The organism is Variovorax sp. 350MFTsu5.1 (assembly GCF_048302515.1).
Lineage (GTDB): Bacteria > Pseudomonadota > Gammaproteobacteria > Burkholderiales > Burkholderiaceae_C > Variovorax > Variovorax guangxiensis.
Genome location: NZ_CP157621.1, coordinates 200,237 through 218,720, shown reverse-complemented (window position 1 = coordinate 218,720; position 18,484 = coordinate 200,237). Strand labels below are relative to the sequence as shown.

Annotated in this window: 16 protein-coding genes; 12 read left to right on the top strand and 4 right to left on the bottom strand. The window is 66.0% G+C overall.

Features of this window, described 5'->3' with window-relative positions:
• Nucleotides 1-20 precede the first annotated feature (20 nt).
• The 8 genes from ABL843_RS32420 to ABL843_RS32385 all read left to right on the top strand — a co-directional run bounded on the left by ABL843_RS32420 (nt 21) and on the right by ABL843_RS32385 (nt 7,436).
• Complete coding sequence (locus tag ABL843_RS32420) at nt 21-971, top strand: ring-cleaving dioxygenase (protein WP_418120821.1); 951 nt, start codon at nt 21-23, stop codon at nt 969-971.
• A gap of 93 nt (nt 972-1,064) precedes the next feature.
• Nucleotides 1,065-1,694, top strand: a complete 630-nt coding sequence (wrbA, locus tag ABL843_RS32415; RefSeq protein WP_418120820.1) for an NAD(P)H:quinone oxidoreductase — start codon at nt 1,065-1,067, stop codon at nt 1,692-1,694.
• A gap of 135 nt (nt 1,695-1,829) precedes the next feature.
• On the top strand, nt 1,830-2,753 hold the full coding sequence (locus tag ABL843_RS32410) for a LysR substrate-binding domain-containing protein (protein WP_369658988.1): 924 nt from the start codon (nt 1,830-1,832) through the stop codon (nt 2,751-2,753).
• Nucleotides 2,754-2,873: 120 nt separating this feature from the next.
• Nucleotides 2,874-4,004 (top strand): iron-containing alcohol dehydrogenase, encoded by a 1,131-nt coding sequence (locus ABL843_RS32405; RefSeq protein WP_418120819.1) that lies wholly within the window; start codon nt 2,874-2,876, stop codon nt 4,002-4,004.
• Between the two features lie 116 nt (nt 4,005-4,120).
• Nucleotides 4,121-5,356 carry a hypothetical protein gene (locus ABL843_RS32400; protein WP_418120818.1) on the top strand — a complete coding sequence of 412 codons (1,236 nt, stop codon included), beginning with the start codon at nt 4,121-4,123 and terminating at the stop codon, nt 5,354-5,356.
• Between the two features lie 30 nt (nt 5,357-5,386).
• Complete coding sequence (locus ABL843_RS32395) at nt 5,387-6,193, top strand: hypothetical protein (RefSeq protein WP_418120817.1); 807 nt, start codon at nt 5,387-5,389, stop codon at nt 6,191-6,193.
• A 312-nt stretch (nt 6,194-6,505) separates the two neighbouring features.
• On the top strand, nt 6,506-6,871 hold the full coding sequence (locus ABL843_RS32390) for an acyloxyacyl hydrolase (protein ID WP_418120816.1): 366 nt from the start codon (nt 6,506-6,508) through the stop codon (nt 6,869-6,871).
• Nucleotides 6,872-7,028: 157 nt separating this feature from the next.
• The gene (locus tag ABL843_RS32385) at nt 7,029-7,436 is read left to right on the top strand and encodes a cupin domain-containing protein (RefSeq protein ID WP_418120815.1); all 408 of its coding nucleotides are present in this window, start codon (nt 7,029-7,031) and stop codon (nt 7,434-7,436) included.
• Nucleotides 7,437-7,450: 14 nt separating this feature from the next.
• Here ABL843_RS32385 and ABL843_RS32380 read toward each other — a convergent pair whose 3' ends face one another.
• Complete coding sequence (locus ABL843_RS32380) at nt 7,451-8,260, bottom strand: AraC family transcriptional regulator (RefSeq protein ID WP_418120814.1); 810 nt, start codon at nt 8,258-8,260, stop codon at nt 7,451-7,453.
• A 96-nt stretch (nt 8,261-8,356) separates the two neighbouring features.
• On the opposite strand from ABL843_RS32380, the gene ABL843_RS32375 reads away from it, so the two are divergent.
• The gene (locus ABL843_RS32375) at nt 8,357-9,550 is read left to right on the top strand and encodes an MFS transporter (protein ID WP_418120813.1); all 1,194 of its coding nucleotides are present in this window, start codon (nt 8,357-8,359) and stop codon (nt 9,548-9,550) included.
• Between the two features lie 16 nt (nt 9,551-9,566).
• Here the strand turns inward: ABL843_RS32375 and ABL843_RS32370 are convergent, their stop codons facing one another.
• Together ABL843_RS32370 and ABL843_RS32365 are read right to left on the bottom strand one after the other, a co-directional pair.
• Nucleotides 9,567-11,330: a GMC family oxidoreductase gene (locus tag ABL843_RS32370; protein WP_418120812.1), complete on the bottom strand. Its 1,764-nt coding sequence runs from the start codon at nt 11,328-11,330 to the stop codon at nt 9,567-9,569.
• Nucleotides 11,331-11,341: 11 nt separating this feature from the next.
• Nucleotides 11,342-12,088 carry a gluconate 2-dehydrogenase subunit 3 family protein gene (locus ABL843_RS32365; protein WP_418120811.1) on the bottom strand — a complete coding sequence of 249 codons (747 nt, stop codon included), beginning with the start codon at nt 12,086-12,088 and terminating at the stop codon, nt 11,342-11,344.
• A gap of 330 nt (nt 12,089-12,418) precedes the next feature.
• Here ABL843_RS32365 and ABL843_RS32360 point away from each other — a divergent pair, with 330 nt between their 5' ends.
• The gene (locus tag ABL843_RS32360; protein WP_369658997.1) at nt 12,419-12,754 is read left to right on the top strand and encodes a hypothetical protein; all 336 of its coding nucleotides are present in this window, start codon (nt 12,419-12,421) and stop codon (nt 12,752-12,754) included.
• Here ABL843_RS32360 and ABL843_RS32355 read toward each other — a convergent pair.
• Nucleotides 12,663-15,521 carry an ATP-binding protein gene (locus ABL843_RS32355; RefSeq protein WP_418120810.1) on the bottom strand — a complete coding sequence of 953 codons (2,859 nt, stop codon included), beginning with the start codon at nt 15,519-15,521 and terminating at the stop codon, nt 12,663-12,665. The two genes, ABL843_RS32360 and ABL843_RS32355, sit on opposite strands and share 92 nt — an antisense overlap.
• A 242-nt stretch (nt 15,522-15,763) precedes the next feature.
• Between ABL843_RS32355 and ABL843_RS32350 the strand changes: the two genes are divergently transcribed.
• Both ABL843_RS32350 and ABL843_RS32345 read left to right on the top strand, forming a co-directional pair.
• Nucleotides 15,764-17,251 (top strand): catalase, encoded by a 1,488-nt coding sequence (locus ABL843_RS32350; RefSeq protein WP_418120809.1) that lies wholly within the window; start codon nt 15,764-15,766, stop codon nt 17,249-17,251.
• A gap of 203 nt (nt 17,252-17,454) precedes the next feature.
• Complete coding sequence (locus ABL843_RS32345) at nt 17,455-18,372, top strand: MBL fold metallo-hydrolase (RefSeq protein WP_418120808.1); 918 nt, start codon at nt 17,455-17,457, stop codon at nt 18,370-18,372.
• The last annotated feature ends 112 nt before the right edge of the window (nt 18,373-18,484 follow it).

Sequence of the window (18,484 nt, the reverse complement as noted above, 5' to 3'; positions counted from 1 at the left end):
AACAAGAGAGGATTCATCCCATGTCGATCATCAAAGGCTTCCACCATCTGACGGCCTGCGTCAGCGGCGCTCAGGAAGACGTGGACTTCTACGTCAAGCTGCTAGGCCAGAGCCTGGTCAAGAAAACGGTGCTGCTGGACGGCGAAGACCCCGTCTACCACCTCTACTACGGCAACGCCCAGGGCGATGCCGGCACGCTGGTGACCTCGTTCCCCTTCCGGCAGAAGGGCGTGAAAGGCCGTCGCGGCTCGGGTCAGATCAAGGTGATCAACTACTCGGTGCCGGCAGGCTCGCTTCACTTCTGGCGCGATCGCTTTCGCGCCCACGGCGTGACCTTCGATGCCGACGTGGTCGAGCGCTTCGGCGAGCAGCGACAGCGCTTCCAGCACCCGTGCGGCATCGAGTTCGACCTGGTGGCATCCGACCGCGACACACGCCCGCCCTGCACGGCCGAGGACATCCCCGCCCAGTACGCGATCCGCGGCGTGCACAGCATCACGCTGTCGCTGCGCGAGGTGGCCGAATCGATCATCTTCATGCAGGACGCCCTGGCGTTTCGCTATGCCGGCGAGTCGGGCCCGCACCACCGCTTCGAGACCGCCGATGGAACACCCGGCACGATCGTCGAATTCCTGCACGAGCCGGACCGGCTGCAGGGCTCGTCGATCTACGGCGAGGGCACCATCCACCACGTCGCCTTCGCGGTGGACAACGTGGAGCAGCAGATGCAGATCAAGGAAAAGCTGATGTCGATGGGTCACATCGACACGTCCGAGTCGGTCAACCGCAACTACTTCCGCTCGATGTATTTCAAGATGCCCGGCGGCGTGATGTTCGAGGCCGCCACCACCGACATCGGCTTCGCGATCGACGAGGAGCCCGGCCATTTCGGTTCGGAGTTCCAGCTTCCTCCATGGCTGCGCGCCCGCAGGGACGAACTGCTGGGCCGCCTGGAACCCATCACGGTCTGAACGCCGCACCGCCTTCTCCGACGCCACCCGCAGCAGCAGCTCCGGGGAAGCGCTCGCCCTATTTCTTCTTGTCACTCGCCCATTGGCCAAGCCATGTCCAAACCCAAAGTCCTCATTGCCTTCTATTCGCGCAACAGCTCCACCGAACGCCTTGCCAACGCCATCGCGCAGGGCGCGGCAGCTGAAGGGGCCGAAGTGCGCCTGCGCCGCGCCCGGGAGTTCGTCGCTCCGGAGATCATGCGCGATGTGCCCGAGTGGTCCGAGCGCGCCGGCGCGATGAACGCGAAGTACGAGGCGCCGACCGAAGCCGACGCCAACTGGGCAGATGCCATCGTCTTCGGCACGCCGACGCGCTTTGGCTCCATTGCATCGGAGCTCAAGGCCTACATCGATTCCCTGGGCGGCCTCTGGTTCCAGGGCAAGCTCAACGGAAAGGTCGGCTCGGTGTTCGGCTCGACCTCGTCCAGGCACGGTGGCAACGAGGCGACGCTGCTCTCTCTGTACGGCCCCATGGCGCACCTCGGGCTCATCATCGTCCCGCTCGGATACGCCGACCCGGCGATGTTCGCCGCGGGCACGCCCTACGGCGCGACGCACGTCTCCCACAAGGACTCGGTGATGCCCGCGGCCGAAGAGCTCGCGGTGGCCGCCTACCAGGGGCGTCGCGTGGCGCTCACCGCACGGGCGCTGCGCCTGCCGAAAGCCGTTGCCGAAGCGGCCTGACGGAATCGGGAAGCGGGCCGCAGGAGTGTTGATGGCACCCGTTGCGCGGATTGCCCCTGGCGCTATGCTCGGGTCGTACGGCCGCCTCGCGCGGCGTCCCACCGCCCGCTTTCCAGCGCTCTTTGCAGGCCGCCGATGTTGGATCTGAAGGATGTCTTCTACTTCGTGCAGGTCGTCGACCGTGGCGGCTTCACGGCCGCCGGCACGGCGCTGCGCCTTCCGAAGTCGACATTGAGCCATCGCGTCCAGGAACTCGAAAGCTACCTGGGCGTGCGGCTTCTCAACAGGACCTCGCGCCAGTTCGGCATGACCGACATCGGCAAGGAGTTCTACGAGTACGCCGTGGCGATGCTGCACAGCTCCGAGGTCGCCGAAGAGGCCGTACGCCAGCGCCTGACCGAACCCAGCGGCGTGATCCGCCTGACTACGGCGGTGGAGATCGCGCAGTTCGCGCTGCGCGAGATTCTTCCTGTCTTTCTCAACCAGTATCCGAAGGTGCGCGTGATCGAGATCGCGACCGACCGGTACGTGGACATTGTGGGCGAAGGCTTCGACCTGGCAATTCGCGGCCATACAGCTCCATTGCAGAACTCCACGCTGGTACAACGTGCGCTCGCGGACGTACCGTGGTACCTGTTCGCGAGTCCAGCCTATCTCAAGAAGAATGGCGTTCCCGAAAGCCCGGCCGATCTTGCGCAGCACGCAACCGTGGCGATGGTGCGCAACGGCCCGCTCCAATGGCAGTTGCAGGGGCCGCACCGCGAGGAGATCGTGATGCCCATCGATCCGCGCTTTCAGAGCAACAACATGGTCGCGCTCAAGGAAGCCGCGTGCGCCAGCCTGGGCATCGCGGCGCTACCGGGCTATATCTGTCGCTCGGAACTGCGCTCCGGCGCCCTTCAGCAGCTGCTGCCCGACTGGTCGGCGGCGGATGCGCGCATTTCAGCACTCATTCCCTTTCGCACCGGGCTGCTGCCCGCGGTTCGTTCGCTGGTGGATTTCCTGGCGGTGGAGATCCCGGTCATCACGGCCTTCGATCACCCATCGCGCTTCGCCTGAACCCCTGCGACGTCGCGCGCCGTCGTCCACGCGCATGGACGCTGCGTCTGGCAAACAGCGGCTTGTGACCTGGAGGTGGCCGGCCTATCTTGTCGGTCCGACATACAACGCGCGACCGACATGAATCACTTGAACTGCTTGCCGCAAGAAGGCATCTACTGGGGCCAACACATCCTGCAGAGCGTCGTCGCACGACTCGGCGACCATGGCATCCATCGACCCATCACGTTCACGGTGGCGCCCCTGGAAGGCCTCTACCGCAGCTGTGTCCAACCGAACCTGAAGGAGCAGGCGGGCAGCTTCACGGAACTGCCCGCGCACGTGCCCGACGTGGCGGTGCAGGAAGGCCTCGACGCCTGCCTGCAAGCAGGCGCCGCATCGATCGTCGCACTCGGCGGCGGATCGGTGCTCGACGCGGCCAAGGCGGTATCGCATCTGCACCACGAGAAGACCGGGCATTACTTGCCCATCGCCGCCCTGCCCACCACGCTGTCGGGCTCCGAGTTCTCGCACTACTTCGGCATCACCGAGACGGACGGCCCGCAGAAATTCAAGCGCAGCTATGCGGTGCGCGAGACGGTGCCCAAGGTGGTCGTGATCGATCCGGTGCTCGTGTCCGACACCCCGCGCGCGCTGCTGCTCGCATCGGCCGTCAAGGGCATGGACCATGCGGTGGAGGGCATGCGCAAGGTCACGAAGGAGCATCCCCACGCGATCATGGCGGCCAGCGGGCTGGCGCGGTTTCTCCGCGTCCTGCAGAAATGGCCACAGGCCGTGGAAACACGCGCGGCGCTCGAGCAAGGGCTGGTGACGGCCGACGATCTGCTGCAGTTGCAGCTCGCGGCATGGCAGTGCTACTTCTCGCCGGCCTCGGTCATCTACGGCCTCAGCCACCGCATCGGCCACATCCTGGGCGGCACCTTCGGCCTGCCGCACAGCGTGACCTCTTGCATCACGCTGGCACCAGTGATCCGTGCGTGCGCGGATTTCTACGGAGACAAGCTCGGCGTCTTCGCCGCGACGCCCTCCAGTACTTCGCAGAATGCAGATGTGGCTGCCCATCTGGCCGACCAGATCTCGCAGGTGGTGAAGTTGCTCGGCCTGCCCAACCGCATCAGCGCGTTCGACCTCGATCCGGCCAAGCTTCCCGAGGTCGCCCGGCTGCTGAAGAAAAACTATCCCAACGAAGTGGCCGATCTCGGCGACAACGCGAGCGTCAAGCTCGACGAACTGCTCCAGAGTCTGTGGTGAATCGACGGCGGCATTGGTGCCTTGCGGACAACGCCGTGGTCCCTTGCCCATGCCTACCGCCGAGACGCGGGCGTTCCTAGCATCGATGGGGTTCATCCCTCTTCTAGGAGCCCTCCATGCGTCTCAGCACCATCACCGCCGTCCTCGTCTGCGGCCTTTGCACGGCTCTCGGCGCCGCAGCGGCGGACGTGAAGTCCATCTCCCGCCTTGCCGCGGGTCCCGGCAACACCCTGTTCATCGCCGACTGGAAAGCCGCCCGCGTCCACGCGATCTCGTTGCCAGCGGCGCAGCAGCAGCCCGCGGGCTCCGCATTCAACATCCTCGACCTCGAGTCGCTGCTCTCCGCCCAGGTCGGCGGCGCCAAGGTCACGGTGGAGGACATGGTCGTGCGGCCCGGCACCGCGCAGGTGTACGTCGCCGTAAGCTACGGCAGCGCGAAGACGCCGGCGCTCATCATGGTCACCAGCGACAAGAAGGCGCACCGCATCGACCTGAAGGCAGCGGCCTCGACCTCCGTCGCCTTGCGCGATGCCCCCACCACGGACTACAGCTTCTGGAGGGAAACGCCGGAGCGCAGCTTCACCGTCACCGACATGAAGTGGCGCGACGGCGAGCTCTTCGTGGCCGGCCTTTCGAACCAGGACTTCGCCTCGACGCTGCGCCGGATCAGATACCCGTTCGATTCGAAGCAGTCGATCACCTCGGTGGAGATCTACCACGCGGGCCACAACCTGATCGAGACGCGCGCCCCCATTCGCGCGATGAGCTTCGCAAGCTGGGGCGGCAAGCCGTACCTGGTCGCCGCCTACACCTGCACCCCGCTGGTGACGATCCCGCTCGACGATCTCAAGGACGGCGCGCACATCCGTGGCAAGACCGTCGCCGAGCTCGGCTATGGCAACACGCCGGCCGACATGATTTCCTACTCGCGCACCGAACAGGGCAAGACCGAGGACTTCCTGCTGCTGGCGAACTTCGACCGTGTGTCGAACATCATCCCCGTGTCGCAGCTGGAGGCGACGGGTTCGCGGCCCGGCATCGAAAAGCAGGTGCCCTTCGGGCAGCTCGCGGGCGTCGAGGTGATGCAGGCGCCCCTGGCCGGCACGCTGCGGCTGGACAACCTCGACGAGAAATCGTTCGTCGTGGTACGTCGTCGGCTCGAGAAGGACGCGCTGCAGCTCGTCTCCATCGGCAAGGAGCTGAGCTTCCGGCTGACCGACCACGTCTCGGAATACGCCTTCGCGGAGTACAGCTTCAAGGGCAACGACTTCCAGTTGCAGAACATCAAGCCTCGGCAGGACATGCTGCTGAGGGACGAAGGCTTCCCGGACCTGATCAAGGCATCGGAGTAAGCGGTGCCTCTTCGTCGATTGTGCGGCGCCATGGCGCTCGCCGCGGCACTGCACGTCTCGCACGCCGCTTCCCTCGCGCCACCAGCTGCAGCCGCACCATCTCCGGCGGCCGCGCAGGTGGTGCGCGTGCAGCCGTCCGCGAGCCAGGTGCCGGCCAATCTGCTGCGTCTTTCCATCGAGTTTTCCACACGGATCGAAGGCCCGGTGCTCCCGAGGATCGCGCTGCTGCGTCCTGATGGGAAGCCCCTTGCGCAACCCTTTCTCGAGCAGGAACTCTGGTCCCCCAGCGGCCGGATTCTGACGGTGCTGCTGCATCCAGGGCGCGTCAAGACCGGGCTGAACGCGCGCGAGGCCCTGGGACCGATCCTGGTTGACGGCGACGAAGTGACATTGACGCTCGATGGCCGCCCCATCCAGCACTGGCGCGTCGGCCCCGCGGACACGAACGGTCCCGTGGCTTCGGCGTGGCGCCTGTCGCCGGTTCGCGCCGCGTCGAGGCAGCCGCTCGTCGTGATCTTGGACGACCCCATCGACGGCCGGGACACCGATTACCTCGCGGTCGCTGACTGGCGCGGCCGACGCGTGAACGGCCACGCGCTGTTGAAAGACGGCGAGAGTACCTGGACATTCACCCCGCACACGCCTTGGCGCGTGGGCGAGTACAGGCTCGTCGCGCGCGGCACCCTTGAGGATTCGGCCGGCAATCGCCTGAACGGGCGCTTCGAGACGCCCGCCGACGCGCCAGCAACCGCAGCGGCCGACGCCGCGCTGGCGTTCACCGTGGCTCCCGAGCCCTCATCGACCGGTACGCACAGGCACGCCGTGCGCCTGCCCTGACTCTCTGAACCTCTGATGCCTTCGACGACACGGTGATGCGTGCCGTTCGATACCGCCGTAGCACAAATACAAATGTTCGATCCAACTCTCCGTGTGGCCCTCCGGGGGTCTCAGCTCCGTCTCAAGCGCCATGCCGCGGCAGCGGCCCTGCTCGGCCTCGGTGCATGCCTCCCACTGGCGGCTAGCGCCGAAACCTCATTGCTCCAACCCTCTTCTTTCTTCACGCAATTCGGCTCTGCGCACAGCACCCGCGCCCTGACGGCAGGGCTTACCTGGGACATGCCTTATCGGTGGCAACTCGGCACCGGAGAAGTGAGCAGCTATCTCGAAGCCTCGTACTCGTACTGGAACGTCCAATCGCGGGACCGAGCCGGGCTCTCGCAGCTGTCGCAGTTCGCGCTGGTGCCCGCGCTGCGCTACCGGCCAGACGACGGTGCCTCCCCGTGGTTCGTCGAGGCGGGTGTCGGCTTGACGGCGACCTCATCCGTCTATCGAACGAGGCAGAAAAGTTTCTCGACCAGCTTCAACTTCGGAACGCACCTGGCAGTGGGCCGCAGCTTCGGCGAGCGCGGCCAGCACGAAATCTCGTTGCGGCTGGAGCACTTCTCGAACGCCGGCATCAAGCATCCGAACCCTGGAGAGAACTTCATCCAAGTCCGCTACGCGCGGCGCTTCTAGCGCGTCGCACTACCTCAAAGGGATAGACCGGCCTGCCCCGTCGAGGGCATGGCCTCCCGGCGCTCACCGGGCAAAGTGAGCCTTCAGGAAGATCGACGCTTCGCGTCGATCGTTTGCAACCCGGCCCGACATGACGGGCCATCGAAAGGAAGAACCAATGTCTTTGATCAGGAAAACCGGAAGCCGAATCCTGCTGGCGTGCAGCGTCTTGCTCGCACAGCACGCAATGGCCGCGCCTGCGGCCATCGTGACGCCGCTGCTGACACACGACCTGCCCAACATTCCCGGCAAGGAAGTGCTGATGATCAGCGTCGAGTACCCCCCGGGCGCGGTCGATCCCGTCCACAAGCACGATGCGCACGCGTTCGTGTACGTGCTAGAGGGATCGATCGTCATGGGCGTCAAGGGCGGCAAGGAAGTCACTCTCACCAAGGGCCAGACCTTCTACGAGGGGCCGAACGACATCCACACCGTCGGGCGCAACGCGAGCAGCACGCAGCCGGCCCGATTCACTGTGACACTGATCAAGGACAAGGGCGTCGACTTCTTCATTCCGGTGAGGTAAGCAGTGGGGCAAGCTCACCGGCCGTGCGCAAGGCGCTGTTCGGCGAGGTAGCGCGCCGGCGGCTTGCCCATCGCCTTCTTGAACATCGCGATGAACGCACCCACAGAGTCGTAGCCCAGGTCGACGGCCACCTGCTGCACCGACTGCCCCGAAGACAGCCACTGCAACGCCACGATCAGCTGCAGCCGCTGGCGCCATCGGCCGAAGGACATGCCCGTCTCGTGCCGGACCAGCCGTGCGAAGGTGCGCTCGCTCATCGCAAGGCGCGATGCCCACTGCGTGGCGGTGGCGCGGTCGGCGGGGTCGGCCATCAACCCCGTGACGAGCCTGCGCAGGCGCGGCTCGTCGGACACCGGCAAGTGCATCGGCTCCGCGGGCATGCGCACGAGCTGGTCGAGCACCACGGCATGCAGGCGCCCGATCTCGCCGTCAGGCACATCGCCCCCGGGCCGCGTGGCCAGATGGAGGATGAGTTCTCGCAGCAGGGGCGAGATGCCCACTGCGCAGCAGTCCCGCGGCATGTCTGCGGCGTCACTCGCCACGAACAGAAAGCACACATCCGCATCGGTCGTCACGCGGTTTCCATGTGGCACGTTGCCTGGAATCCAGAGCCCGCCGTGGACGGGCGCCATCCACATCGCGCCAGGTACCTCGCAGGTCATGGCGCCACGCAGCACCATCACCAACTGCCCCTGCGCATGCGTGTGAGTCGCGAGCGCTTCGGCGCGTCCATGGGTACGGATCCGCCAAGCCGCCACGTCGGCATCCATCTTGTCGAACTCGAAGTTCCAGGGGCCTGTTCGGTGGGGACTCACGTTTTTCATTTTGACCGGATTCGCGAATTTTCTGTCGGTCGGCCGTCATCTCGAGAAGGGCGCCGTCGCTAGATTCAAAAGCAACACAGCATCACTTCCAACACCATGCATTCCTCGACATCACAGGTGCACTCCTCGCAACATTCTGCGCTGCTGCTCATCGGCATCCTGTGCACCGCCGCGAGCCTGCGCGCACCGATCACCGCGCTGGGCCCGCTGCTCGAACCTGTCCGCGCGAGCTTCGCGCTCAGCGCCTCCGCGGCCGGCCTGCTGACCACGCTGCCGCTGTTCGCGTTCGCCGTGGTCTCGCCCTTCGCGGCCGGCGTTGCGCATCGCTTCGGCCTGGAGCGCGTGCTGTTCGCGGCTGTTGTCCTGCTGATCGCCGGCATTGCCGTGCGGTCGGCGGGTACCACGCCCGCGCTGTACGCTGGCACCTGCGTCATCGGCAGCGCCATCGCCGTCGCCAACGTGCTGCTGCCCAGCCTGCTGAAGCGCGACTTTCCCACGCACGTGGCCAGGCTCACGGCCTGCTATGCGCTGGCGATGATCACCGCCGCCGGCCTGGCGTCCGCCGTCGCCGTCCCGCTGGACCAGGCGCTCGGTGCCGGATGGCAGGCCTCGCTGGGCAGCGTCGCTGTGCTTCCGCTGGCCGCCGCCATCTTGTGGCTTCCACAACTGCGTCTTCGCACGACCTCGGCGCCCGGCCTCGCGACGGAGGCACCGGGTGCGTCGGTATGGAAAGCTCCGCTGGCTTGGCAGGTCGCCGCCTACCTCGGGCTGACCTGCTTCATCCATTTCGCCGCCATCGCGTGGCTGCCGTCGATCCTTCAGGAGGTCGGAGATTCGAGTGCACGTGCAGGCGCGCTGCACGGATGGATGCAGCTGGCCGGCGCCATTCCCGCGCTGCTGCTGATGCCGCTGCTGCAGCGCATGCCCGACCAGCGCTGGATCTCCTTCGCATCCCCGGCGTTGAGCGCCATCGGCCTTGTCGGCCTGCTCGCGATGCCTGCGCTGGCACCTCTCTGGGTCTTCGCGTTCGGCATGGGAATGGGCGCCGCACTGATCCTGAGCCTCGCCTTCGTAGGGCTGCGTGCAACCAACCAGAAGATCGCGGCTTCGCTCTCGGGCATGTCGCAATGTATCGGCTACCTGCTCGCGGCTGTCGGTCCGACATTCATCGGTTTTCTTCACGAGTCCTCGGGGAGCTGGACCACGCCGCTCGTGGTCTGTACGGTGCTTTGCATCGCGATGTGCGCGCTGGGTCTCTCGGTAGGCCGGGCCAGGCATATCGGGGCCTGAGCCACGCGGCCGCCGCTCACAACATCCGCGGCTGGCGGGCATAGCGCACGAGGTCGTCGCCCAGGCGCAGCGCCAGCGCCGCGAGCGGCCCTGTGGGGTTGTAGCCGGCGTTGTGCGCGTAGACCGAAGCGCCGACCACGAAGAGGTTCTGCGCATCCCAGTGCTGCAGCCGGGGAGACACCACGCTCGTTGCGGGATCGACGCCCATGATGGTCCCACCGGTGGTGTGCGTGGTCTGGTACTGCCTCGCGTCGAAGTCGCCGCGCCGTGGTTGGGGCGCGCCGACGATGGTGGCGCCCATGGCGCGCGCGATGCCCGCAGCCTTGCCTGTCACGTACTCGCTCATCCGGTGGTCGTTGTCGTGGAAATTGAAGGTCATTCGCAGCAAGGGCTGGCCGTAGGCGTCGCGGTAGACCGGATCGAGGTCGAGGTAGTTCTCGCGGTGCGGGTAGTTGCTTCCGTGCACGGCCACGTTGAAGGCGTGCGCGTACCAGTCCGCGTTGGCCTGCTTCCAGGCGGTGCCCCAGCGCGGCGTTCCGGCCGGCAGAAGACGCGAATTGATCGGGCGGCCATTGGTCACGTTCGCGTAGATGTAGCCGCCACCGAAGAAGCCCAGGCCGGTGTGGTCGAAGTTGTCGCCATTGAACTCATCCACCACCATCTGCGAAGCGCCCGTGGCCATGAAGGGGTTGATCCAGCGGTCCTTGAAGAAAACGGGCACGGAAGACATCACCTGGTAGCAGAAGTTCTTGCCCACCGCGCCCTTGCCGGTCTTCGGGTCGTAGGGCTTGCCGATGCCGCTCGCGAGGAGCAGCCTGGTGTTCGTCATCGTGAAGCCGGAGAGCACGACGACGTCGGCCGGCTGTTCATACTCCTGCGCCGTCTCGAGGTCGATGAACCGCACGCCGGTCACGCGCCTGGCGGTGCGGTCGTAGTCGATGCCGGTCACCTGTGCGTGCAGCCGAATCTCGAAGTCTCGGTGCTTCTGCAGCATTGGATAGAGCAATACCGCAGGGCTGGCCTTGGCGTTGGCCTCGCAGAAGAAGCGCTCGCAATGGCCGCAGTACTGGCACGGCGCCAGGTTCACTCCATCCGGATTGGTGTAGGCACGCGGCGAGTTGGCCGCGGGCAGCGGAAAAGGCTTGTAGCCCAGACTCTGCGCGGCGGCCTGGAAGATCCTGCCCGACTCCAGGATCTCCAGCGGCGGCTGCGGAAAGCCCCGCTGGCGCGGTGCCTCGAAAGGATTGCCGCCATCGACGAGCTGTCCGCCGATGTTGCCCGCCTGCCCCGCGATGCCGAAGAGGCGCTCGAAGAGGTCGTGATAGGGCTCCATCTCCGCGTAGCTGACACCCCAGTCCTGGACCGTCATCTCGCGGGGTATGGCCGCCTTGCCATAACGGCTCTCGAGGTGGGTGCGCAGCGCGGGGTCGTATTCCGCCCAGCGCCAGGTCTGCCCGTTCCAGTGGTTGGCCGCGCCGCCCATGCCGTCCCCGGGGAGGAAGGCCTCCATGCGGCGGATAGGCAGGGCCTGCTCGCTGGCTGCGTGGCGCAGCGTGTAAGTCTCAGTGGCCCAGTTCTGCACCAGGCCATTGCGTACGCCCCAGCGCAACTCGTCGCGCTGGTTGGGCAAGGTCGCGGCGGCACTGCCGGCGAGATCGCCGCCGCGTTCGAGCACGAGCACGTCGATGCCGGTGTTCATCAGTTGCCGCGCGGCAAGGCCCGCGGTGAGGCCGCCGCCGACGAAAACGACGGTGCGCCTGGGTAGCTTCTTGAGTGTCATGGCATCCGCCTTCAGCTGAAGTCCTCGATCGACTGCGGCGCCGCTGCGCCTGGATAGGGCCGGCCGCGATACTCCACGACATTGCGTGCGTGCAAGGCCGGCAGCCCCGGGTAGCCGACTGCGCGCCAGAAAACCTTGTCGCGGTTGCCGCCGTAGAGCGGGTCCGCGAAACAGGCCTGCACGAACAGCGGATAGAAGCAGTTGTCGAACCACTCGCCGAGCGCGAAACGTTCGTCGTCCCACCGGCCGGCCGCGACGTCCTGGAGCAGCCCGTCGAGCTCGGTGGGGGTGAGTTGTTCGATGGCCTTGCCCATGCGCCGACGGATCTCCCGGTTCAATGCGGCGACGCCGGCCTTGAACTGCTCCTCCGGCGTCAATGGCGACTGCGAGCCGTGCTGCGGCTTGCCGGGTCGCCACGGGCCTTGCCGGTAGAGCCGGTCGCCGCGCCCCCAGGCACCGGCCAACTGTCGGTCGATGTAGATGTGTAGGCCGCAATCGACGCCGTTCGGCGTGAGCGAGTCGGCTGGACACATCATGTTGACCAGGGCCTCGACACAGGCTGCCTCCCGGGGCCCTAGCGACAGGTAGCCTGACTCGCGGGACTTTTCAGCGTCGCGGGCTGCGGCGTCTTGCGCCGGAGCAGGTGGAGTGCCGGCGCCGCCAAGCAGCATGGGCGCCGCAAGCGCCGCGCCGGACGCGCCGCCGAGCCGGCGCAGGAAAAGACGCCGCGCGGGCGGCTCTCGGTCATCGATGGGCATGAGATTCTTTCTTGAAGGAGGACGCGGCCGAGTGCGCGCAATGCAGGCAGCCATCGCCAACTTTCGGCTCTGACCTGCGGTACTGCTGGGCGCTCATGCTATGGAGCCGGAGCGTCGACCGGTAGGCCGGTTTCGGGAACCAGCGGGTTGCGCAGCCAGCATCAATGGCACGCGGGCAGGTTCGCGCTCACCAGGGTGTTCGCGCCCTCACAGTTGCCTGGCTGGAAACACCGCGATGCGGCAGAGCAGCCTTCCGCACCATGCATCGCCTGCCTAGCATCGACTCCCACGTGTCACGACATTCCGCAACATCGATCACGGGGTGAGCACATGCATCCATCGATCCTCGAGCAGGAAGCCCGCCAGGACGGCGGCGGTGTCGTCTCCGAACATCGTTCGTTCGGATTCCGGCCGGCCTTCCGCAACACGGAAACGGGTCGTGTCTACGCCGCGCGCTTTGCCGACGGCCGGCTCGCGCCAGTCCACACGATCGACGGCCTGCCCGACGAGGTGGTCGTCGCGCGGTCGGTCACCGGCAAGGCGCTGTCGTTGAAGACGTCGGTGCAGTCCGGGTTCACCCGGAACGGCCGCTTCTACGACCACGACCAGGCTGCGGCCTATCTGGCGCGTCGCCTGGCCGACTCGGGCTTTCGGGCATGGGCATAGGGCGACCGTCCGTACCGTCGCGCCCTCGCTCTGCCTGCTGCTCGGGGTTCAGGCCGGCCCGCATGCTGGCCAGGCTGCGCGCGGCGCGCAATTCCCAGCCCTTCGCGCCCTGCTGCCTGGCCGTCTCGATGGCGCGCAGGTAGAAGCCCTCGGCTTCGTCCGTCATGCCACGGCGCTCGCTGCGCCAGCCCGCGGCGCGCCAGACCTCCGCGGCGCACCACAGGCCCTCGCCTTGCGCGAGCCGCTCGATCAACTGGTCGTCGAACCAATCGGGGCAGAACGTCACGAGCATTTCCCTGCGCGGTGCGTCATAGGTGGCGAACCTTGCAGACACTTCCTGCACGAGCGGATGCCGATCGCCGGTCGTCGCGAGTTGCAGTCCCTGCTGGAACCATTCGGCGTACCGGAGCCAGCCCAGCAACCCGCGGCGCTGCGCCTCCTCCATCATCAATGCGACCCAGCGGCGAGCCAGCTCCGTCTCGCCAGACCAAAGCGCGACAGGACAGGCGCCGTACAGCGCGGAGCACACCGAGAGGGAATTGGCCAGCGACTCGGCCCTGGAAACGGCGGCTTGGGCAACCTCGAGCGCGTTGGCTGTATCGCCTTGCACCCACAATGTGCGGCACAGCACCGCCATTGCCGCCACGCTCGCATCCGGTCCGAGCATGTTGGCATGCGTGCGCCCGGCGCCGGCGGAGATGGCGATCGACGCCTCGCTGTGCTGTCGGGACACATCGAACTTGCCGCAGAAATGATTGGCCATCGCGCTCACGCGGTGGGAAAGGATGAGCGCCGCCGGGTCCTCCCCCGACTGGGCAAGCGCGAGAACAGGCTGCGAGTGCCGCAGAGCCGCGGCGTACTCCCCGCGAAACATGTCGTGCGTGCAGCGGCCCCAGCGTGCGCGCAGCTCCAGCACCGGCATCTTGAGCGCCAGCGCACCCGCCAGCGCCTGATCACAGACGGCATTCAGGTCGTCGTTCGAGCCCCGGGTGTTCAGCAGTGCCGTGATCAAGGCGGTTCTCAACCAGGTAGCACTCTCCAGATCGGGCTCGGGTTGCTGCTCCACCAGCGTGAGCGCCGCAGCGACCCTGTCGCGGTATTCGGCCACCTGCGAGAGGTGGAACCACAGGGGCATCGACGCGATGACCAGCGCCGCGCCCAACCCGGCGTCGGGCTGCCGCACCAGGCAGACCTCCAACGCGAAGCGAACGTCGTCGAGGCTGTACGCGTAGCGCTCGCCCCAGGCCTGCTCGGCCAGTTGCGCCAGTTCCGCCGTGGCGGTCTTCATCACGTCGAGCATGTACGACGCATGACGCCGAAGCATGGCCGCGTGCTCGTCGCTGCCCTCGAGCAGTGCGCTCGCGTAGCTGCGCGTGGTGTCCAGCAGGCGATAGGGCGAGACGCTGTCGCTGGTGTCGAAGAAGATCAGCGACTTGTTGGTCAGCGAGATCAGCGCGTCGAACGCGACATCGCCATCCATGTCGGCGTTGACGCCGAGTGCCGCGGCCACGTCGAAGCGCCCCCGGAACACCGACAGCCGGCGGAAGAACCGCAGTTCCGTCTCGTCAAGCAGCGCGATGCTCCAGTCGAGCGCGGCGGCCAGCGTGCGGTGGCGCGCCGAGACGGCCCGATTGGCGATGGCATACAGCCGCATGTGATCGTCCAGCGTGCGCGCCAGATCGCCGACCGACTGCACTCCAAGGCGGGCAGCCACCAGTTCGATGGCCAGCGGGATGCCATCGACCTGCCGCGAGATCCGGGCCAGCAGAGGGGCATGCGCTTCATTGAACATGCCTGCGCCCGCGGCCTTGGCGCGCTCGACCAGCAGCCGGACCGACGACCACTTCAAGGCCTTGGCGAGAGGCACGGTTTCCGCATCAGGAACCGCCAGCGGCGGCAGTCGCACGACGTACTCGGCCGTCACGCGGATCGACTCGCGGCTGGTCGCCAGGATGCGCAGTTCTGGCAAGGCGATCAGCAGCTCGTTGATCAGTGGCGCAAGCACGTCGATGACGTGCTCGCAGTTGTCGATCAGCAAGAGCACCTTCTGTCCGGCGAGGCACTGGACGATGGCCTGCAAGGTGTCGGGCATGTCGGCGGCGGCCCCCACCGATCGCGCCAGAGTGCCTGGCACGTGGTCCTGCGAAATCAATGACGAAAGATCGGCAAACGCCGTCGGCGCAGCGCGCTGCAGCTGATAACGCTCCGCAGCATGGATCGCGACGCTGGTTTTTCCGATGCCTCCCGTGCCGACGATGGTGACCAATCGGTTGGCCTCGAGCGCTGAGAGGATGCTCTGCACATCGGCTTCACGACCGACCAGTTCGGTCAACCGGGCCGGCGGTTTGGCAAAAGAAGAAGGAGCCGGGAAAGGCGGCGGCGCTTCAACGGCATCGAGCGACTCGCGATGCACCCTGGCGTTGAATCGATAGCCCCGCTGGGGCACGTTGGAGATCCACTCCTCGCAACCGTCTCCTTCGCCCGGCCGCCCCAGCGACTTTCGAAGCATCGACATGTGAACGCGCACGCTGGACTCCTCGACCACCACGCCCGCCCAGACCGCCGAGAGCAGCTCATCCTTGCCAATGAATTCGCCGGGCCGCTTGATGAGCTGAAGCAGCAGGTCGAAAGCGCGGGGGCCGAGCCGCACCGATTCACCCGAGCGCTCGAGCCGGCGCTGCATTTCCTTGAGGATGAAGGGGCCGAAACGCCAGCGAACCTCCGCCAGATCAGTCCGTTCGGGCGACTCAGCGGCGCGTTCTTGCATGGGTGGTTCGCGGTGCGACGGAGGGATTCGAGCGGCTCATCTGCTGCCTTCATGGTAGACGAAAACATTCACTGGACGAACCGTCCTGGAGATGCAGGGCGAGTGCCCTCCGCCTAGCTCATCAGAGGTTTAGACGCACCCTCCCATCGTGTGCCGCGACCTCTACCCAACGGCAGATGCAGGCACGCGCGGAAGATTCTTAGAGTGGAAAGACAGTGAACACCAACGACAAGAGTCTTTCCATGAACACCCCACCCGAGCAGTCGAACAAGACTCCTCTGACCACCGCCTTCGGCGCGCCCGTGGCCGACAACCAGAACAGCCTGTCGGCCGGACCGCGCGGCCCGCTGCTCATGCAGGATGTCTGGCTCATCGAGAAGCTCGCCATCCTGAACCGCGAGGTCATTCCCGAGCGTCGCATGCATGCCAAGGGCTCGGGCGCATTCGGCACCTTCACCGTCACGCACGACATCACCCGGTACACCCGCGCCAGGCTCTTCGGCGCCGTCGGCAAGAAAACAGAGATGTTCGCGCGCTTCACCACCGTGGCCGGCGAACGCGGCGCGGCCGATGCCGAACGCGACATCCGCGGCTTCGCGCTCAAGTTCTATACCGAGGAAGGCAACTGGGACCTGGTGGGCAACAACACGCCCGTGTTCTTTCTGCGCGATCCGCGCAAGTTTCCCGACCTCAACAAGGCCGTGAAGCGCGACCCGCGCACGAACATGCGCAGCGCCACCAACAACTGGGACTTCTGGACGCTGCTGCCCGAAGCACTTCATCAGGTCACCATCGTGATGAGCGACCGCGGCATTCCGGCGAGCTACCGCCACATGCACGGCTTCGGCTCGCACACCTACAGCTTCGTCAACGCGCGCGACGAGCGTTTCTGGGTCAAGTTCCACTTCAAGACGCAGCAGGGCATCAGGAACCTCACCGATGCCGAGGCCGCGAGCCTCGTGGGTGCGGACCGCGAGAGCCACCAGCGCGATCTTTTCGATGCGATCGCACGCGGGGACTTCCCCCGATGGACGCTGTACATCCAGATCATGCCCGAGGCCGATGCCGAAAGCGTGCCGTACCACCCCTTCGATCTCACCAAGGTCTGGCCGAAGAAGGATTACCCCCTGGTGGAGGTGGGCATCATGGAGCTCAATCGCAATCCGGAGAACTTCTTCGCCGACGTGGAGCAAAGCGCCTTCGCGCCCAACAACCTCGTCCCGGGCATCGGGGTGTCCCCTGACAAGATGCTGCAGGCGCGCCTGTTTGCCTATTCCGACGCGCAGCGCTACCGGCTGGGCGTGAACCACCACCAGATCCCGGTGAACGCCGCGCGATGCCCCGTGCACAGCAATCATCGGGACGGCGCGATACGCGTCGACGGCAACTACGCCGGCCTGCCCCACTACGAGCCCAACAGCTTCGGCCAGTGGCAGGAACAGCCCGGCTATCGCGAGCCTCCCCTCAGGCTGCGCGGCGATGCCGACTTCTGGAACTTTCGCGAAGACGACGCCGACTACTTCAAGCAGCCCGGTGACCTGTTCCGTCTGATGACGCCTTCGCAGCAATTGGTGCTGTTCGAGAACACCGCAAGGGCCATGGGTGATGCACCGGAGTTCATCAAGCGCAGGCACGTCGACAACTGCGCCAGAGCGGATGCGGCCTACGGCGCGGGCGTTGCGAACGCGCTGGGACTGGCTACGCGTTCGGCGCAAGAATCCGCAACCTGAGGATGACATGTTTGGTGCGTTTCAGTCACCACCGTGTGCCCTTGTGCATGCCTACCGCCTCGGTCCTGTCCTGCCTACTCTTGGCGACATGCGGCCTCGTGTCGTGATCCGCGCCCGACAACCCCACTGTTGAACGGCACGTCCTGCCAGCCCCGGGCTGGCTCGGCTCGAGTGATCGAGCTACCTCTTTTGGAGATTCCGCCATGTTTTCCCTAGATGAAACCCAGCAATCGGGTACCAAGAAGTTGGAAGAGCTTGTGCCGTCCCGCTATGCCTTGAAAGTCGGCGAGATCGATGCGCTGGTGGTCAGCGACGGCGTGCTGCCGCTGCCTACTTCGACGATGGCCACCAATGCAGCCCCCGCCGATCTTGCGAATTGGCTCAGCGACATGTTCATGCCACCCGACAAGTACGACTGGCCGCTGAACGTGATGGTGGCCCGCAGCGGCGACCAGACCATCCTCATCGACGCTGGTCTGGGCGGTCAGTTCTCGGGCTTCCCGCGTGCCGGTCAGTTCCCCCAGCGACTCGAAGCCGCCGGCATCGCGCTCGAGTCCGTCACCGATGTGATCCTGACTCACATGCACATGGACCACGTGGGCGGGCTGCTGGTTCCGGGCGTCAAGGAGCGCCTGCGCCCGGACGTGCGCATTCATGTCTCCGCGGCCGAGGTCAAGTTCTGGACCTCGCCCGACTTCACTCGCACCGTCATGCCGAACCCGGTGCCCGAGGTGCTGCGGTCGACTGCCAAGAGCTTCTACGAGGAATACCGCGACAAGCTGCAGACCTTCGAGGACACGCGTGAAGTTGCGCCGGGTGTCATCGTTCGCCACACCGGCGGCCACACTCCTGGGCACAGCGTGGTCGACCTGGTGTCAGGCGGTGAACGGCTGACTTTCGCCGGCGACGCCGTGTTTCCGGTCGGATTCGATCACCCCGACTGGCAAAACGGTTTCGAGCACGACCCCGAGGAGGCTGCTCGCGTCCGTATGCGCCTTTTCCAGGAACTGGCGCAAACCGGCGGGCTACTGGTCGCCGCCCACCTGCCGTTCCCCTCGCTGGGCCACGTCGCGGTTGATGGCGAGGCGTTTCGCTGGGTACCGATCATCTGGGACTATTGACGCTCCCACAGCATCCAAAGGAATGTGACCCATCGATTCATCGCTCTCCTGCGACGAGTTGATGTATGCGCCCGCCTGCGGCGGGTGATGTCATGCGCATTCGACGTGGCTT

Coding starts and splice junctions, on each gene's coding strand:
- ABL843_RS32405 (WP_418120819.1), top strand. CDS start 2,874: ATGAATCACTTGAACTGCTTGCCGCAAGAAGGCATCTACTGGGGCCAA.
- ABL843_RS32365 (WP_418120811.1), bottom strand. CDS start 12,088: ATGCCCATCGATGACCGAGAGCCGCCCGCGCGGCGTCTTTTCCTGCGC.
- ABL843_RS32375 (WP_418120813.1), top strand. CDS start 8,357: ATGCATTCCTCGACATCACAGGTGCACTCCTCGCAACATTCTGCGCTG.
- ABL843_RS32355 (WP_418120810.1), bottom strand. CDS start 15,521: ATGCAAGAACGCGCCGCTGAGTCGCCCGAACGGACTGATCTGGCGGAG.
- ABL843_RS32400 (WP_418120818.1), top strand. CDS start 4,121: ATGCGTCTCAGCACCATCACCGCCGTCCTCGTCTGCGGCCTTTGCACG.
- ABL843_RS32370 (WP_418120812.1), bottom strand. CDS start 11,330: ATGACACTCAAGAAGCTACCCAGGCGCACCGTCGTTTTCGTCGGCGGC.
- ABL843_RS32385 (WP_418120815.1), top strand. CDS start 7,029: ATGTCTTTGATCAGGAAAACCGGAAGCCGAATCCTGCTGGCGTGCAGC.
- ABL843_RS32360 (WP_369658997.1), top strand. CDS start 12,419: ATGCATCCATCGATCCTCGAGCAGGAAGCCCGCCAGGACGGCGGCGGT.
- ABL843_RS32345 (WP_418120808.1), top strand. CDS start 17,455: ATGTTTTCCCTAGATGAAACCCAGCAATCGGGTACCAAGAAGTTGGAA.
- ABL843_RS32395 (WP_418120817.1), top strand. CDS start 5,387: ATGGCGCTCGCCGCGGCACTGCACGTCTCGCACGCCGCTTCCCTCGCG.
- ABL843_RS32420 (WP_418120821.1), top strand. CDS start 21: ATGTCGATCATCAAAGGCTTCCACCATCTGACGGCCTGCGTCAGCGGC.
- wrbA (WP_418120820.1), top strand. CDS start 1,065: ATGTCCAAACCCAAAGTCCTCATTGCCTTCTATTCGCGCAACAGCTCC.
- ABL843_RS32350 (WP_418120809.1), top strand. CDS start 15,764: ATGAACACCCCACCCGAGCAGTCGAACAAGACTCCTCTGACCACCGCC.
- ABL843_RS32380 (WP_418120814.1), bottom strand. CDS start 8,260: ATGAAAAACGTGAGTCCCCACCGAACAGGCCCCTGGAACTTCGAGTTC.
- ABL843_RS32410 (WP_369658988.1), top strand. CDS start 1,830: ATGTTGGATCTGAAGGATGTCTTCTACTTCGTGCAGGTCGTCGACCGT.